The 16,402-nt window shown below is 58.2% G+C and carries 13 protein-coding genes; 10 read left to right on the top strand and 3 right to left on the bottom strand.

Features of this window, described 5'->3' with window-relative positions; genetic code table 11:
- Window positions 1–139: 139 nt before the first annotated feature.
- The 6 genes from clpX (at window position 140) to AC6CWS_RS08360 (ending at window position 7,553) form a co-directional block, all read left to right on the top strand.
- Window positions 140–1,414: an ATP-dependent protease ATP-binding subunit ClpX gene (gene clpX, locus AC6CWS_RS08385; protein ID WP_002891807.1), complete on the top strand. Its 1,275-nt coding sequence runs from the start codon at window positions 140–142 to the stop codon at window positions 1,412–1,414.
- A gap of 183 nt (window positions 1,415–1,597) precedes the next feature.
- Complete coding sequence (gene lon, locus AC6CWS_RS08380; RefSeq protein ID WP_023288614.1) at window positions 1,598–3,952, top strand: endopeptidase La; 2,355 nt, start codon at window positions 1,598–1,600, stop codon at window positions 3,950–3,952.
- A gap of 209 nt (window positions 3,953–4,161) precedes the next feature.
- On the top strand, window positions 4,162–4,434 hold the full coding sequence (gene hupB / locus AC6CWS_RS08375; protein ID WP_002444653.1) for a nucleoid-associated protein HU-beta: 273 nt from the start codon (window positions 4,162–4,164) through the stop codon (window positions 4,432–4,434).
- A 214-nt stretch (window positions 4,435–4,648) separates the two neighbouring features.
- The gene (gene ppiD, locus AC6CWS_RS08370; RefSeq protein WP_065882823.1) at window positions 4,649–6,523 is read left to right on the top strand and encodes a peptidylprolyl isomerase; all 1,875 of its coding nucleotides are present in this window, start codon (window positions 4,649–4,651) and stop codon (window positions 6,521–6,523) included.
- A 148-nt stretch (window positions 6,524–6,671) separates the two neighbouring features.
- The gene (locus AC6CWS_RS08365) at window positions 6,672–7,040 is read left to right on the top strand and encodes a helix-hairpin-helix domain-containing protein (protein WP_023288616.1); all 369 of its coding nucleotides are present in this window, start codon (window positions 6,672–6,674) and stop codon (window positions 7,038–7,040) included.
- 111 nt (window positions 7,041–7,151) lie between these two features.
- Window positions 7,152–7,553 (top strand): YbgC/FadM family acyl-CoA thioesterase, encoded by a 402-nt coding sequence (locus AC6CWS_RS08360; protein WP_023288617.1) that lies wholly within the window; start codon window positions 7,152–7,154, stop codon window positions 7,551–7,553.
- 128 nt (window positions 7,554–7,681) lie between these two features.
- On the opposite strand, the gene queC is transcribed toward AC6CWS_RS08360, so the two are convergent.
- Complete coding sequence (queC, locus tag AC6CWS_RS08355; RefSeq protein ID WP_065882822.1) at window positions 7,682–8,383, bottom strand: 7-cyano-7-deazaguanine synthase QueC; 702 nt, start codon at window positions 8,381–8,383, stop codon at window positions 7,682–7,684.
- Between the two features lie 66 nt (window positions 8,384–8,449).
- A complete protein-coding gene (locus AC6CWS_RS08350) occupies window positions 8,450–10,147 on the bottom strand; it encodes an SgrR family transcriptional regulator (protein ID WP_065882821.1) in 1,698 nt (565 codons plus the stop codon).
- A gap of 127 nt (window positions 10,148–10,274) precedes the next feature.
- Between AC6CWS_RS08350 and cof the strand changes: the two genes are divergently transcribed.
- Complete coding sequence (gene cof / locus AC6CWS_RS08345; protein WP_065882820.1) at window positions 10,275–11,093, top strand: HMP-PP phosphatase; 819 nt, start codon at window positions 10,275–10,277, stop codon at window positions 11,091–11,093.
- Between the two features lie 44 nt (window positions 11,094–11,137).
- On the opposite strand, the gene AC6CWS_RS08340 is transcribed toward cof, so the two are convergent.
- A complete protein-coding gene (locus tag AC6CWS_RS08340) occupies window positions 11,138–12,190 on the bottom strand; it encodes a PLP-dependent cysteine synthase family protein (protein WP_065882819.1) in 1,053 nt (350 codons plus the stop codon).
- Between the two features lie 115 nt (window positions 12,191–12,305).
- On the opposite strand from AC6CWS_RS08340, the gene AC6CWS_RS08335 reads away from it, so the two are divergent.
- The 3 genes from AC6CWS_RS08335 to AC6CWS_RS08325 are packed head-to-tail and all read left to right on the top strand — an operon-like array spanning window position 12,306 to window position 16,351.
- Window positions 12,306–12,764 (top strand): Lrp/AsnC family transcriptional regulator, encoded by a 459-nt coding sequence (locus AC6CWS_RS08335; protein WP_048296864.1) that lies wholly within the window; start codon window positions 12,306–12,308, stop codon window positions 12,762–12,764.
- A 43-nt stretch (window positions 12,765–12,807) separates the two neighbouring features.
- A complete protein-coding gene (locus AC6CWS_RS08330; RefSeq protein WP_023288622.1) occupies window positions 12,808–14,580 on the top strand; it encodes a SmdA family multidrug ABC transporter permease/ATP-binding protein in 1,773 nt (590 codons plus the stop codon).
- Complete coding sequence (locus AC6CWS_RS08325; RefSeq protein ID WP_032453858.1) at window positions 14,573–16,351, top strand: SmdB family multidrug efflux ABC transporter permease/ATP-binding protein; 1,779 nt, start codon at window positions 14,573–14,575, stop codon at window positions 16,349–16,351. Before AC6CWS_RS08330 ends, AC6CWS_RS08325 begins: the two co-directional genes overlap by 8 nt.
- The last annotated feature ends 51 nt before the right edge of the window (window positions 16,352–16,402 follow it).

Below are 16,402 nucleotides of genomic sequence, written 5' to 3'. Positions count from 1 at the left end.
CTACCGCCTCGATGTAGCGCGAAGGATTTTGTGTATATACTAATGAAGGGCGGCACAACGCTATATGGCGGCTTGCGCCTGAGAATGGCATTTGCGTCGTCGTGTGCGGCACAAAGAACTTAAAAAGAGGTTTGGACTCATGACAGATAAACGCAAAGATGGATCGGGCAAATTGTTGTATTGCTCTTTTTGCGGCAAAAGCCAGCATGAAGTGCGTAAGCTGATCGCCGGGCCATCCGTGTATATCTGCGACGAATGCGTTGATTTATGTAACGACATCATTCGCGAAGAGATTAAAGAAGTTGCGCCGCACCGCGAGCGCAGCGCGTTGCCGACGCCGCACGAGATTCGCCACCACCTTGATGATTACGTCATCGGTCAGGAACAGGCGAAAAAAGTGTTGGCGGTCGCGGTATACAACCACTACAAACGTCTGCGCAATGGCGATACCAGCAATGGCGTAGAGCTGGGTAAAAGTAACATTCTGCTGATCGGGCCGACCGGCTCCGGTAAAACGCTGCTGGCGGAAACCCTGGCGCGCCTGCTGGATGTGCCGTTTACCATGGCGGACGCCACCACCCTGACCGAAGCCGGTTATGTGGGTGAGGACGTCGAAAATATCATTCAGAAACTGCTGCAGAAGTGCGACTACGACGTGCAGAAAGCGCAGCGCGGCATCGTCTATATCGACGAAATCGACAAAATTTCGCGTAAATCCGACAACCCGTCGATTACCCGCGACGTCTCCGGCGAAGGCGTGCAGCAGGCGCTGCTGAAGCTTATCGAAGGCACAGTCGCCGCCGTTCCACCGCAGGGCGGGCGCAAACACCCGCAGCAGGAGTTCCTGCAGGTTGATACCTCCAAGATCCTGTTTATCTGCGGCGGCGCGTTTGCCGGTCTGGATAAAGTGATTTCCCACCGTGTGGAAACCGGCTCCGGCATTGGTTTTGGCGCGACGGTTAAAGCGAAGTCCGACAAAGCGAGCGAAGGCGAACTGCTGGCCCAGGTCGAGCCGGAAGATCTGATCAAGTTTGGTTTGATTCCGGAATTCATTGGCCGTCTGCCGGTAGTGGCAACCCTGAACGAGCTGAGCGAAGAAGCGCTGATCCAGATCCTGAAAGAGCCGAAAAACGCCCTGACCAAGCAGTATCAGGCGCTGTTTAGCCTGGAAGGCGCAGAGCTTGAATTCCGCGACGAAGCGCTGGATGCCATCGCCAAGAAAGCGATGGCGCGTAAAACCGGCGCCCGTGGCCTGCGTTCCATTGTGGAAGCGGCGCTGCTGGACACCATGTATGACCTGCCTTCGATGGAAGATGTCGAAAAAGTGGTCATTGATGAGTCGGTTATCGCCGGGCAGAGCAAACCGCTGCTGATCTACGGCAAACCGGAAGCTCAGCAGGCATCTGGCGAATAATTAGCCATTTCACTCAAGCAGTTAACAAAAAGGGGGGATTTTATCTCCCCTTTTATTTTTCCTGCATTCCCGCCGTTGAATGTGTGGAATACATCCCCATATACTGGATTACATATTAACGACGATGCAGTGGAGTGTGGCGTCGTCGGCTACCTGGCGGACTTTAAACTAAGAGAGAGCTCTATGAATCCTGAGCGTTCTGAACGCATTGAAATCCCCGTATTGCCGTTGCGCGATGTGGTGGTTTATCCGCACATGGTCATACCCCTGTTCGTAGGGCGGGAAAAATCTATCCGTTGCCTCGAAGCGGCCATGGACCATGATAAAAAAATCATGCTGGTTGCGCAGAAAGAAGCGTCGACGGATGAGCCGGGTGTAAACGATCTTTTCACCGTTGGAACCGTGGCGTCTATTTTGCAGATGCTGAAGCTGCCGGACGGCACCGTGAAGGTGCTGGTCGAAGGGCTACAGCGTGCACGCATTTCTGCGCTGTCTGATAATGGCGAGCATTTCTCGGCGAAAGCGGAGTATCTCGACTCGCCGGCGATTGACGAACGTGAGCAGGAAGTGCTGGTTCGTACCGCTATCAGCCAGTTTGAAGGCTATATCAAGCTGAATAAAAAGATCCCACCGGAAGTGCTGACGTCGCTGAACAGCATCGACGATCCGGCGCGCCTGGCGGATACCATCGCGGCGCATATGCCGCTGAAGCTGGCGGACAAGCAGTCCGTGCTGGAGATGTCCGACGTCAACGAACGTCTGGAATATCTGATGGCGATGATGGAATCGGAAATCGATCTGCTGCAGGTTGAGAAGCGCATTCGCAACCGCGTCAAAAAGCAGATGGAGAAATCCCAGCGCGAGTACTATCTGAATGAGCAAATGAAAGCCATTCAGAAAGAACTCGGCGAGATGGACGACGCCCCGGACGAAAACGAAGCGCTGAAGCGCAAGATCGACGCGGCGAAAATGCCGAAAGAGGCGAAAGAGAAAACCGAAGCGGAACTGCAGAAGCTGAAGATGATGTCGCCGATGTCTGCGGAAGCGACCGTCGTGCGTGGCTACATCGACTGGATGGTGCAGGTGCCGTGGAATGCGCGCAGTAAGGTCAAGAAAGACCTGCGTCAGGCCCAGGAGATCCTCGATACCGATCACTATGGTCTGGAGCGCGTGAAGGACCGCATCCTTGAGTATCTCGCGGTGCAGAGCCGGGTGAACAAAATCAAGGGGCCGATCCTCTGCCTGGTGGGACCGCCGGGGGTAGGTAAAACCTCGCTGGGGCAATCTATCGCCAAAGCGACCGGCCGGAAATACGTCCGCATGGCGCTGGGCGGCGTGCGCGATGAAGCGGAAATTCGCGGTCATCGTCGAACCTATATTGGCTCGATGCCGGGCAAACTGATCCAGAAAATGGCGAAAGTGGGGGTGAAAAACCCGCTGTTCCTGCTGGATGAGATCGACAAAATGTCTTCCGACATGCGCGGCGACCCGGCTTCCGCGTTGCTTGAGGTGCTGGACCCGGAACAGAACGTGGCCTTTAACGACCACTATCTGGAAGTGGATTACGATCTCAGCGACGTGATGTTCGTGGCGACGTCCAACTCCATGAACATTCCGGCGCCGCTGCTGGACCGTATGGAAGTGATTCGCCTCTCGGGTTACACCGAAGATGAAAAACTGAACATCGCCAAGCGTCACCTGCTGCCGAAGCAGATCGAACGCAACGCGCTGAAGAAAGGCGAACTGACCGTCGACGATAGCGCCATTATCGGCATTATTCGTTACTACACCCGTGAAGCGGGCGTTCGTAGCCTGGAGCGTGAAATCTCCAAGCTGTGCCGTAAGGCCGTTAAGCAGCTGTTGCTGGATAAAACGCTGAAACACATCGAAATTAACGGTGAGAATCTGCATGATTATCTCGGCGTACAGCGCTTCGACTATGGCCGCGCCGATAGTGAGAACCGCGTCGGTCAGGTGACCGGTCTGGCGTGGACGGAAGTGGGCGGCGATCTGCTGACCATCGAAACCGCCTGCGTACCGGGTAAAGGCAAACTGACCTACACCGGCTCGCTGGGCGAGGTGATGCAGGAGTCGATTCAGGCTGCGCTGACCGTGGTACGTTCGCGGGCGGACAAGCTGGGCATTAACGCCGACTTCTACGAGAAGCGTGATATTCACGTCCACGTACCGGAAGGGGCGACGCCGAAGGATGGCCCGAGCGCGGGTATCGCCATGTGTACGGCGCTGGTCTCCTGCCTGACCGGCAACCCGGTACGCGCCGATGTGGCGATGACCGGGGAGATTACGCTGCGTGGTCAGGTGCTGCCGATCGGCGGTTTGAAGGAAAAACTGCTGGCGGCGCATCGCGGCGGTATTAAGACTGTTCTGATTCCTGATGAGAACAAACGCGACCTTGAAGAAATTCCGGATAACGTTATCGCCGATTTGGATATCCATCCGGTGAAACGAATCGAGGAAGTTCTGACACTTGCGCTGCAGAACGAACCGTTCGGCATGCAGGTTGTGACTGCGAAATAGTGATTCTGCGCAAATTGCGCTAATAAAAATAGGGCTGGTAAGTCATTTCGGACTTGCCAGCCTTTTTTTGTGTAGCTAACTTAGATCGCTGGCAGGGGGGTCATCGACAACTGCTGTTGTAAGGGCATGACAGTCCTGATATAACTGCTGCGCGGTCGCACTATGAAGGACTCTGGTGCGATATAAATTATAAAGAGAGGAAGAGAACAGTGAATAAATCTCAACTGATTGACAAAATTGCTGCGGGTGCGGACATTTCTAAAGCTGCAGCTGGACGTGCGTTAGATGCTTTAATCGCTTCTGTTACTGAATCTCTGCAGGCTGGGGATGACGTTGCGCTGGTAGGTTTCGGTACCTTTGCTGTTAAAGAACGTGCCGCCCGTACTGGTCGCAACCCACAAACAGGTAAAGAAATTACTATCGCTGCCGCAAAAGTGCCGGGCTTCCGTGCTGGTAAAGCGCTGAAAGACGCGGTGAACTGATCGGCTTTCCCGTCAGGGAATGTGACGAAGTACAAGGGCGCATCGTGAGATGTGCCTTTTTTATTGCCTTTTCAGACCACTTTATGTGTGTTTATCGCCACTTGTGGGCTGACAATCACCCTGTTTTCTTGTCAAAATACGTCCTCACGCGCGGCGGCCATCACGTGCTATGCTGCGCGAGCTAAAGTCATCTACAGCGGAGCGTTGTTACACCATGATGGACAACCTACGCACGGCCGCCAACAGCGTCGTGCTCAAGATTATTTTCGGTATCATTATCGTCTCGTTCATTTTGACCGGGGTGAGTGGTTACCTGATTGGCGGTGGCAAAAACTATGCCGCAAAAGTGAATGGCCAGGAGATTGGCCGTGGGCAGTTTGAAAACGCCGTCGCCAGCGAACGTAACCGTATGCAGCAGCAGCTTGGCGACCAGTTCTCCGAGCTGGCGGCGAACGAAAACTACATGAAAACCATGCGCCAGCAGGTGCTGAACCGCCTGATCGATGAGTCGCTTCTGGATCAGTATGCCCGCGAGCTGGGCCTCAGCATCAGCGATGAGCAGGTGAAGCAGGCGATCTTCCAGACCCAGGCGTTCCAGACGAACGGTAAGTTCGACAACCAGCGTTTCAGCGGTATTGTCGCCCAGATGGGAATGACCACCGATCAGTACGCCCAGGCGCTGCGTAACCAGCTGACCACGCAGCAGCTGATTAACGCCATTGCGGGTACCGACTTCATGCTGCCGGGTGAGTCCGATCAGCTGGCGGCGCTGGTGTCTCAGCAGCGTGTCGTCCGCGAAGCGACCATCAACGTCAACGCCCTGGCGGCAAAACAGACCGCCAGCGATGAGGAAATCAACGCTTTCTGGCAGCAGAATCAGGCCCGTTTTATGGCGCCGGAGCAGTTCCGCGTGAGCTACATCAAGATGGATGCCGCCAGCATGCAGGAAAACGCCTCTGACGAAGAAATCCAGTCATGGTATGACCAGCATAAAGATCAGTTCACTCAGCCGCAGCGTAATCGCTACAGCGTGATTCAGACTAAAACTGAAGCCGACGCGAAAGCGGTGCTGGCCGAGCTGCAAAAAGGCGCTGATTTCGCCACGCTGGCAAAAGAAAAATCGACCGATATTATTTCTGCTCGCAACGGCGGCGATATGGGGTGGATGGAAGATGCCTCTACCGTGCCTGAGCTGAAAGAGGCCGGCCTGAAAGAGAAAGGCCAGCTCTCCGGAGTGATCAAATCCTCGGTTGGCTTCCTGGTGGCCCGTCTGGACGACGTCCAGCCGGCGCAGGTCAAGCCGCTGGCTGACGTGCGCAATGACATTGCGGCGAAAGTGAAGCAGGAGAAAGCGCTGGATGCTTACTATGCGCTGCAGCAGAAGGTGAGCGATGCGGCCAGCAACGATAATGAATCGCTGGCGGGCGCGGCGCAGGTCGCCGGAGTGCAGGTGGTGGAAACCGGCTGGTTTGGCCGCGATAACCTGCCGGAAGAGCTGAACTTTAAACCGGTCGCTGACGCTATCTTCAACGGCGGTCTGGTCGGTGCGAACGGCGCGCCGGGCAGCAACTCTGACATCATTACCGTTGATGGCGATCGCGCTTTTGTTCTGCGTATCAGCGAGCACAAAGCCGAGGCGGTGAAACCGCTGGCCGAAGTGAAGGCGCAGGTCAGCGATATCGTTAAGCACAATAAAGCGGAACAGCAGGCGAAGCTGGATGCCGATAAGCTGCTGGCGGCGCTGAAAGACGGCAAAGGCGATGAGGCGATGAAGGCGGCTGGCCTGAGCTTTGGCGCGCCGCAGACGCTTTCCCGTACCGGCCAGGATCCGCTGAGCCAGCTGGCATTCACTCTGCCGCTGCCGCAGCAGGGCAAACCGGTCTATGGCGTTGGCAGCAACATGCAAGGCGATGTGGTGCTGGTGGCGCTGGATGAAGTGAAAGCAGGCAGCATGCCGGAAGAGCAGAAGAAGGCTATGGTTCAGGGGATTACCCAGAACAATGCCCAAATCGCTTTCGAAGCGCTGATGAGCAACCTGCGCAAGGCGGCGAAAATTAAGCTGGGCGACAGCATCGACCAGCAGCAGTAATTTCGCGTCGTTTCGCAAAAATACGCAACACCATGTAATCCTCAGGGGCCGCTTTCGCGGCCCTTTCCATTTCTGTGATTTGCCTTTTGTCGGCCATCCGCACTGACGCTATCGTAGCTTTGCTGTCTACACACAAGGAGATATCAGCATGAAATATGGAATAAAAGCACTGATGGCCGCGGGCGTTCTGGTTTTCGCGGTAGGCGCACAGGGCGCGCTGGCCGCCCCCGCCAGCGGCAAAGCGGTGGTAACCAAAGAGCATGTCCCGGCGTCCTCTTCGGCGAAAGCGAAAGCGGAACCCGGCGAGGCCGACAACGGGGCGACCAAAGTCAGCATTAACCACGCCAGCGCCGAGCAGCTGGCGCAGGCTCTGAATGGCGTGGGGTTGAAAAAAGCCCAGGCGATTGTCAGCTACCGTGAGGAGTACGGGCCGTTTAAAACCCTTGATGACCTGAAGCAGGTCCCGGGGATGGGCAGTGCGCTGGTGGAGCGGAATTTAGCCCATCTGACGCTGTAAATTTTATGTCAGCGCTTGCACAGCGGTGATTTTTTGCCAGGATAAAGAGGTTGCATTAAGTGGTGTGACCTCTTACCTCACAAACAACAATAACAGAAAGGCATTGATGCTATGCAAACACAAATTAAAGTTCGCGGCTATCATCTGGACGTCTACCAGCATGTGAATAACGCACGCTACCTGGAGTTCCTTGAGGAGGCCCGCTGGGATGGTCTGGAAAATAGCCCGGCGTTTCAGTGGATGACCGAGAAAAACATCGCCTTCGTGGTGGTGAATATTAATATCAACTACCGCCGTCCGGCGGTCCTGGGCGATGTGCTGACGGTGAGCAGCAAACTGGAGCAACTCAACGGCAAAAGCGGCACGCTCAGCCAGGTGGTCACCCTCAACCCCAATGGCGAGGTGGTGGCCGATGCGCTGATCACCTTCGTCTGTATTGATTTGAAAACCCAGAAGGCGCTGCCGCTGGAAGGGGAACTGCGTGAGAAACTCGACCAGATGAACTTGCGCTGACAACCGTCGCGTGCGTGCCGGGCGGTGGCGCGCTTCGACCTCCGGAAGGTGATCAACCCCTTGCCCCGGTATGCGTAGCGCCACCGGGGAATTTGAACTGAAGCTTCGGGCAGATACCTCTTCGGAGGCTATGCCTGTGTCAAGCCGGTTTTTTGCTTCATCACCGCCATTACCCCGACCTTATCGGCCAGATACTGGTTGAGCCCGTTAGCGCGCAGGTTGCAGGCGGCGCACTGGCCGCAACCATCGCCCTTAATGCCGTTGTAGCAGGTGAGGGTTTCCCGGCGCACCAGATCCAACTGACCCCAGTAGTCGGCCAGCGCCCAGGTCTCGGCTTTGTTCAGCCACATCAGCGGGGTTTCAAAGCGAATGTCTTTCGCCATCCCAAGGCTGACGGCGTGGTGCAGCGCTTTGACAAACTCATCGCGGCAGTCCGGGTAGCCGGAGAAATCGGTCTCGCACACGCCGGTGATGATAGCGTCGGCTTTTACCTGATAGGCGTAGATTGCCGTCAGGGTTAAAAACAGAATATTGCGCCCCGGGACAAAAGTATTGGGAATGCCCTCGGCATCAGGCTGATAGTCCGGTACCGCAATGTTATCGCGGGTCAGGCTGCTGACCGCCAGTTCATTGAGCAGGGTAACGTCCAGCACTTTATGCGCGACGGCGCCAAGTTTCAGGGCGAGTTCGCGCGCAACGTCGATTTCCGCGCGGTGGCGTTGGCCATAATCAAAAGTGACGCAATGCACTTCATCATACTGTTGCAGAGCCTGCACCAGACAGGTGGTTGAATCTTGTCCTCCGCTGAAGACAACTACGGCGCGTTTCATGGCAATTCCTGACTTAATGAGTAAAGGCGATATGGTAGCGCCAGACGCCCGCCACCACCAGCTCTCTCACGTCGACGCCGGCAGCCAGGCGCTGGCGAAGTCGAACCAGCCGCGGGCGTTGAGGCGCAAGCCATTGACACCCGGCGGGGCGCTGATCCGATAGTTGTATTTAAACAGCGGCGTCATGATGGCGTCTTCCATCAGGTTGTTGAATACGTTGCGCAGCGCATCGTTGCGGCTGCGGGCTTCCGGCTGCGCCTGTACCGCGTCTAATGTCGCCTGCAGATGGGCATATTGCGCCCCGGTCAGCAAATTGGGCCACAGCATATCGCAGCGCAGCCACTGCTCCAGGGTATACTCTGGCGCTTCGCCGATCAGGCGGTCGCCCATCATCAGGTCGGCCTGCCCCAGATGCTGGCAGCCCTCCCAGTTTTTGGCGTCATGAAACAGAAGCGTCAGCTCGCAGCCCAGCACAGCCAGCCGCTGTCTCAGCTGTTCGGCCATGGCGTGGAGTTCGACCGGCAGATGGTAGAGCAGCGTGAGCCTGGCCGGCAGCGGCACCGCGCTGTTTTCCGGCCCCTGCGGGATGGACCATCCCGGCAACACCTCATGGCTTGGCGTAATCAGATCCTCGTCGAGCGGCAGCGTTTCCAGCAACGATGAGCGGTGAATTATCGATACCAGCCGCTGGGCCTGCGCTTTGCTAAGCCGAGGGCTGTGACGCAGGGTCAGATAGCAGAAGCCAAGACTGATGCTGTTGCTGACCTGGCGCAGGTTATGGAGCTCTTCGCGATCGCCAATCGTGATCTGCACCGGGTGGCGGCAGCTGGTCCCGAGATCGCGATCGAAGAGCTGGGGGGTGATCCAGTACTCCACCGCCTGGATCAGCGGATGCCGCAGATGGTAGCGGGGATGGTTCTCCAGGCGGACGAGTTCCGGACTAAACCGCTTCAGGCGGAACGGTCCGCAGCCGATGGCCGGATCGTCAGGATGGGCCAGCACGCTGCAATAGCTGGCGAGGCGGAACGGCAGCCAGTAGTCAGGACGATGCAGCGTGATGGTTAGGCACTGGGCGTGAGTGACATCGATGCGGCTGATACTGGCGAAGAGGGTCCGCAAGGCGGGCAGATCCAGCAGCAGCAGTAAGCGCTGCCGCAGCTGTGCGGTTTCCACCGCATCGCCGTTGTGCCAGCACAGCGTGGAGCGGATATAAAACTGCCAGCGCAGGCCGTCAGGGGAGACCTGCCAGTGGTGCGCCAGATCGCCGATCGGCATAGTGTCGCCTTCGTCGAAGCGCGTCAGCCCGGCATAGATCTGCCCGGCCAGATGCTGCTCGGCGCGTCCGGGCAGAAAGCCGGGGCGTAGCGGCTCCAGCGGGCGATAGTATGGAATACGCAGCGTCGGGGTATTATTTTGCCACTGACCGCCCAGAAAGGGGTGGAGCAGGGCTTTCAGCTCCACCGCGGCCAGCTGCGCCAGCTCCAGCGCGTTTTGCTGCTGACCTTTATGCAGCGCCAGCTCCATCATCTCATTGCGCAAACGTTCCGGCGTTTTGTAAAAAGAGAGCAGTCCGCGCTTGCCGCGCCCGGAGCGGGCCTGCCAGCTTAACCATCCGGCCTCTTGCGCCTGACGCAGCAGGGTACGGACGTGGCGTTCGCTGCAAAAACAGCGTTCCGCCAGTTCGCCGACGGTGACCTGCTGCGGCGCCCCGGCTGAGGGTTGCCACAGCCGCTGGTACTGATTTAAACGGTGTAAGAGTCGCATAAGCGCTGTCGTCCACCGGGCCGTAATAAACCCGGAACAATTTATATTATCTATTCACTATTACTTCCGTATATCCCAGGTGATACTGCAGCACAAGCGAAGCCCATCACACATTGGGGAAAACACCATGGCAAAACTGGCAGCATTTGATATGGACGGCACCTTGCTGATGCCGGACCATCGTCTCGGAGAAAAGACGCTCACCGCGCTGAAACGGCTGCGGGAACGCGATATCACCCTGACGTTCGCCACCGGCCGCCATGCGCTGGAGATGCACCATGTGATGGGTGAGTTTTCCCTGGACGCCTTTCTGATCACGGGCAACGGGACGCGCATCCACTCGCTGGAAGGGGAGGAGCTGTACCGTCAGGATCTCAATCCCGAGGTAGCGGAAGAAGTGCTGCATAGTCGATGGGATACCCGGGCCAGCATGCACGTGTTTAATGACGGCGGTTGGTTCACCGGCCAGGCAAGGCCTGAGCTGCTGAAGGCGCATGTCTTTAGCGGGTTTCGCTATCAACTGTGTGATCCGAAACGTATGTCGGCGCATCATGTCACCAAGATCTGCTTCTGCGGCGATCATGACGATCTGCGCCGCCTGCGGATCCAACTGAATGAGGCGCTGGGCCAGCGCGCGTTTCTCTGCTTCTCGGCGTTGGACTGTCTGGAAGTGCTGCCGGTTGGCTGCAATAAAGGCGCGGCGCTGGCGAGGCTGAGCCAGCACCTGGGCCTCACCCTACAGGAGTGCATGGCCTTCGGCGATGCGATGAACGATCGCGAGATGCTTCGCAGCGTCGGGCGGGGGTTCATCATGGGCAACGCGATGCCGCAGCTGAAAGCCGAGCTGCCGCATCTCCCGGTTATCGGCGACTGCCGGCATCAGGCGGTCTCCCATTTTTTAACGCATTGGCTGGATAATCCTGATCTTCCTTATTCCCCCGAATAGAGAGACCCTTCCAGCAAGCCAGATAGCATTCTATCTGGCTTTTTTTATGTTCTGCTGACCAGCCGGGCTAGCTCCGCCTGCCAGGGGGCGATATCGCCGATGTTGGCCGCCACCCACTGTGGGTTGTAATAGCTTTCCAGATAACGCTCGCCGCTGTCGCACAGCAGGGTCACGAGGGAACCCGTGCGTCCTTCCTCGCGCATCCGCGCGGCCAGCTGCAGCACCCCCCACATATTGGTTCCGGTCGAGGCGCCGACTTTCCGTCCAAGCTGCGTTTCCAGCCACAAAGCAGTGGCCACGCTTGCCGCATCCGGCACGCGCAGCATCTCATCTACAACGTCGGGAATAAACGATGGTTCGACCCGCGGGCGGCCGATGCCTTCAATTTTGCTGCCGACCGGGCTGCGCAGGCTGGCGTCGCGTGTCTGCCAGTAATCGAGGAACACCGAATTTTGCGGGTCGACAACCATCAGCTGCGTCTCGTAGCCCTGGCTGCGAATATAGCGGCCAATGGTCGCTGAGGTGCCGCCGGTGCCGGCGCTCATCACGATCCACGATGGCTGCGGGTGCGGCTCATGGCTCATCTGGCGGAAAATACTGTCGGCGATATTGTTATTGCCGCGCCAGTCGGTGGCCCGCTCGGCGAAGGTAAACTGATCCATATAGTGACCGTTCAGCTCGCGCGCCAGCGTTTCGGAAGCCGCATAGATTTCGCAGGCGTTCTGCACAAAATGGCAGCGTCCGCCGTAGAACTCGATCTGTTCGATTTTACGTCTGGCGGTGCAGGAGGGCATCACGGCGATAAACGGCAGCCCCAGCAGGCGGGCGAAATAGGCTTCAGAAACCGCGGTCGAACCCGAAGACGATTCGATAATCGTGGTGCCTTCTTTGATCCAGCCGTTGCACAGGCCATAGAGAAACAGCGACCGCGCCAGACGGTGTTTGAGGCTACCGGTCGGATGCGTACTTTCATCCTTCAGATAAATCGGGATCCCGGGAAAACCAGGCAGCGCCAGGCGAATCAGGTGTGTATCGGCGGAACGCTGATAGTCGGCGTTAATTTCACTAATGGCGTGTTTTACCCAGGCGCTATTCATCTCGGATTCCTGTTTGTCATTTTGTGCCCAGCTTAGCGGATTGTGCGGGAAAAATTGTTGCTATTTAGCCTTTCAATTACAATTGCAGGAGTAAATTATTCTCTCTGGTGGCCTTATGTTAGATAAAATTGACCGTAAGCTGCTGGCGCTGCTGCAGGAAGATTGCACCCTCTCTTTGCAGGCGCTGGCTGATGCCGTTAATCTGACCACGACCCCTTGCTGGAAACGCCTGAAACGACTCGAGGATGACGGTATTCTCCGCGGGCGCGTCGCCTTACTGGATGCGGAAAAGGTGGGGCTGGGGCTGACGGCGTTTGTCCTGATCAAGACCCAACATCACAGCAGCGACTGGTATTGCCATTTTGTGAGCGAAGTGACGCAGATGGCTGAAGTGCTCGGCTTCTGGCGGATGGCGGGGGAGTATGACTATCTGCTGCGGGTGCAGGTGGCCGATATGAAGCGCTATGACGACTTTTATAAACGTTTGGTGAACAGCGTGCCGGGGCTGTCGGATGTCACTTCGAGTTTTGCCATGGAACAGATAAAATACACCACCGCCTTGCCTGTCGAATAACGGTATTGCGCCGTAACCCATAACAAAATCAGGATCTTACTGCTTGCGATTATTTGCACAACTCAGCTGGTATTTCCGCCGGGAGTGGCGCCGCTATCTTGGCGCCATTGCCCTGCTGGCCATTATTGCCGTCCTGCAGCTTGTTCCGCCGAAGGTGGTGGGCATTGTGGTCGACGGCGTGACGCAACAACATTACACCGCGGAGAAGGTGTGGATGTGGATCGGCGCGCTGGTGCTGATCGCGGTGATGGTTTACCTGCTGCGCTATGTCTGGCGCGTGCTGCTGTTCGGCGCCTCTTACCAGCTGGCGGTTGAACTGCGGGAAGACTTTTACCGGCAGCTGAGCCGCCAGCATCCGGCGTTCTATTTGCGCCATCGCACCGGGGATCTGATCGCCCGCGCCACCAACGACGTGGACCGGGTGGTGTTTGCCGCCGGTGAAGGGGTGTTAACCCTGGTGGATTCTCTGGTGATGGGCTGTGCGGTGTTGATTGTGATGTCGACGCAGATTAGCTGGCAGCTCACCCTGCTGGCGCTGCTGCCGATGCCGCTGATGGCCCTGGCGATTAAACGCAACGGCGATGCCCTTCACGAACGTTTTCGCGTTGCCCAGGCGGCCTTTTCCAGCCTCAACGATCGCACGCAGGAGAGTCTGACCAGCATCCGCATGATTAAGGCGTTCGGGCTGGAGGATCGCCAGTCGGCGCAGTTTGCCGCCGATGCGGCCGATACTGGAGCGAAAAATATGCGCGTGGCGCGCATTGACGCTCGCTTCGACCCTACTATCTATATCGCCATCGGGGCGGCGAATCTGCTGGCCATCGGCGGCGGCAGCTGGATGGTGATCCACGGTAGCCTGACGCTGGGTCAGCTCACCAGCTTTGTGATGTACCTTGGTCTGATGATCTGGCCGATGCTGGCGCTGGCGTGGATGTTTAACATCGTGGAGCGCGGTAGCGCGGCCTATGGTCGTATTCGCACCATGCTCGAAGAGGCGCCGGCGGTGGACGACGGGACCGAGACGGTACCGGCTGGCCGCGGCGTCCTGCAGGTCGCTATCCGCGATTTCATCTATCCGCAGGCGAGCAAACCTTCGCTGGAACAGGTTAATTTTACCCTGCAGCCGGGGCAAATGCTGGGCATCTGCGGGCCGACGGGCGCTGGCAAAAGCACCATTCTGGCCCTGCTGCAGCGCCATTTTGACGTCACCAGCGGCGAGATCCGCTTTCACGATCTGCCGCTACCGCGTCTGCAGCTCGACAGCTGGCGCGAACGGCTGGCGGTGGTCAATCAGACGCCGTTTTTATTCTCCGATACCGTCGCCAATAATATCGCGCTGGGAAAACCGGACGCGACGCCGGAACAGATTGAGCGGGTGGCGCGGCTGGCCAGCGTGCATGACGACATTCTGCGTCTGCCCCAGGGGTACGATACCGAAGTGGGCGAGCGCGGCGTGATGCTCTCCGGCGGCCAGAAACAGCGCATCTCGATTGCCCGCGCCCTGCTGCTGGAGGCCGAAATTCTGATCCTTGATGATGCTTTATCCGCGGTGGATGGCCGCACCGAACACCAGATCCTGCATAACCTGCGCCAGTGGGGAGAGGGGCGGACGGTGATCATCAGCGCCCACCGCCTGTCGGCGCTGACTGAGGCCAGCGAAATCCTGGTGCTGCAGCATGGGCATGTCGCCCAGCGCGGCCGCCATGAGGCGCTGGCGGTGCAGCCCGGCTGGTACCGCGACATGTATCGGTATCAGCAGCTGGAAGCCGCGCTCGACGAGGTTCCCCAGGAGCAAGAGGAGGCCCTGGATGCGTAGCTTTACCGAACTCTGGCCGACGCTTAGACGCCTGCTGGCCTATGGTTCACCGTGGCGTAAGCCGCTGGCCATCGCGGTGGCGATGATGTGGATCGCGGCGGCGGCGGAGGTGAGCGGCCCGCTGCTTATCAGCTATTTCATTGACAATATGGTGGCGAAACAGACTCTGCCGCTGAAGCTGGTGGCAGGCCTGGCGGCAGCCTATATCGGTCTGCAGCTGCTGGCGGCGCTACTGCATTATAACCAGTCGCTGCTGTTTAACCGCGCCGCGGTCGGCGTGGTCCAGCAGTTACGCAGCGATGTGATGGATGCCGCCCTGCATCAGCCGCTCAGCGAGTTTGATACTCAGCCGGTCGGGCAGCTGATCTCACGCGTGACCAACGATACCGAAGTCATTCGTGACCTGTATGTGACGGTAGTGGCGACGGTGCTCCGCAGCGCGGCGCTGATCGGCGCGATGCTGGTGGCGATGTTTAGCCTCGACTGGCGGATGGCGCTGGTGGCGATCGCGATTTTCCCGGCGGTGCTGATCGTGATGATCATTTATCAGCGCTATAGCACGCCGATCGTGCGCCGGGTGCGCGCCTGGCTTGCCGACATCAACGATGGTTTTAACGAAGTGATCAACGGCATGGGGGTCATCCAGCAGTTCCGTCAGCAGGCGCGCTTTGGCGAACGGATGCGCGAGGCCAGCTACGCCCACTACCTGGCGCGGATGCAGACGCTGCGCCTGGACGGTTTTCTGCTGCGTCCGCTGCTGAGCCTCTTTTCCTCGCTGGTGCTGTGCGGGCTGCTGATGCTGTTCGGCTTTAGCGCGGCGGGCACGATTGAGGTCGGGGTGCTGTACGCGTTTATCAGCTATCTCGGACGCCTCAACGAGCCGCTCATTGAGCTGACCACCCAGCAGTCGATGCTGCAGCAGGCGGTGGTCGCCGGCGAACGCGTTTTCGAACTGATGGACCGTCCGCGCCAGGCGTGGGGCGCCGATGACGCGCCGCTGAGCAGCGGTCGGGTGGAAATCGACCATCTCTCCTTTGCCTACCGCGGGGATCGTCTGGTCCTCCAGGATATCACGCTGGATATCCCTTCCCGCAGTTTTGTGGCGCTGGTCGGGCATACCGGCAGTGGGAAGAGTACCCTCGCCAGTCTGATGATGGGCTATTACCCGTTAACCCACGGGGAGATCCGCATCGATGGCCGGCCGCTCTCTTCTCTCAGCCACAGCGCGTTGCGTCGGGGCATCGCGATGGTGCAACAGGATCCGGTGGTGCTGGCGGATACCTTCTACGCCAACGTCGCGCTGGGCCGGGACATCAGCGAAACACAGGTCTGGGAAGCGCTGGAGGCGGTGCAGCTGGCGGCGGTGGCGCGCAGCATGCGCGACGGCCTGTATACCCAGCTGGGCGAGCAGGGCAATAATCTCTCCGTCGGACAGAAGCAGCTGCTGGCGCTGGCGCGCGTGCTGGTGGAGACCCCGCAGGTTCTGATTCTGGATGAGGCGACGGCGAACATCGACTCCGGCACCGAGCAGGCGATCCAGCAGGCGCTGGCGAAGGTTCGCCAGCATACCACCCTGGTGGTTATCGCCCATCGTCTGTCGACCATCGTTGAGGCGGATACCATTCTGGTCCTGCATCGCGGTCAGGCCGTCGAGCGGGGCAACCATCAGCAGCTGCTGGCGGCGAAAGGCCGCTACTGGCAGATGTATCAGCTACAGCTGGCTGGTGAAGAGCTGGCGGCCAGCGCCAGAGAAGAGTCGCTCAGCGCCTGATGCACCACCAGCAGGCAGCGAAGGCGGGTCGGCCTGTCGTGGTGCAAAAAC

This window comes from Klebsiella sp. M041 (assembly GCF_059759695.1).
This window is presented reverse-complemented; position numbering and strand designations above follow the sequence as displayed.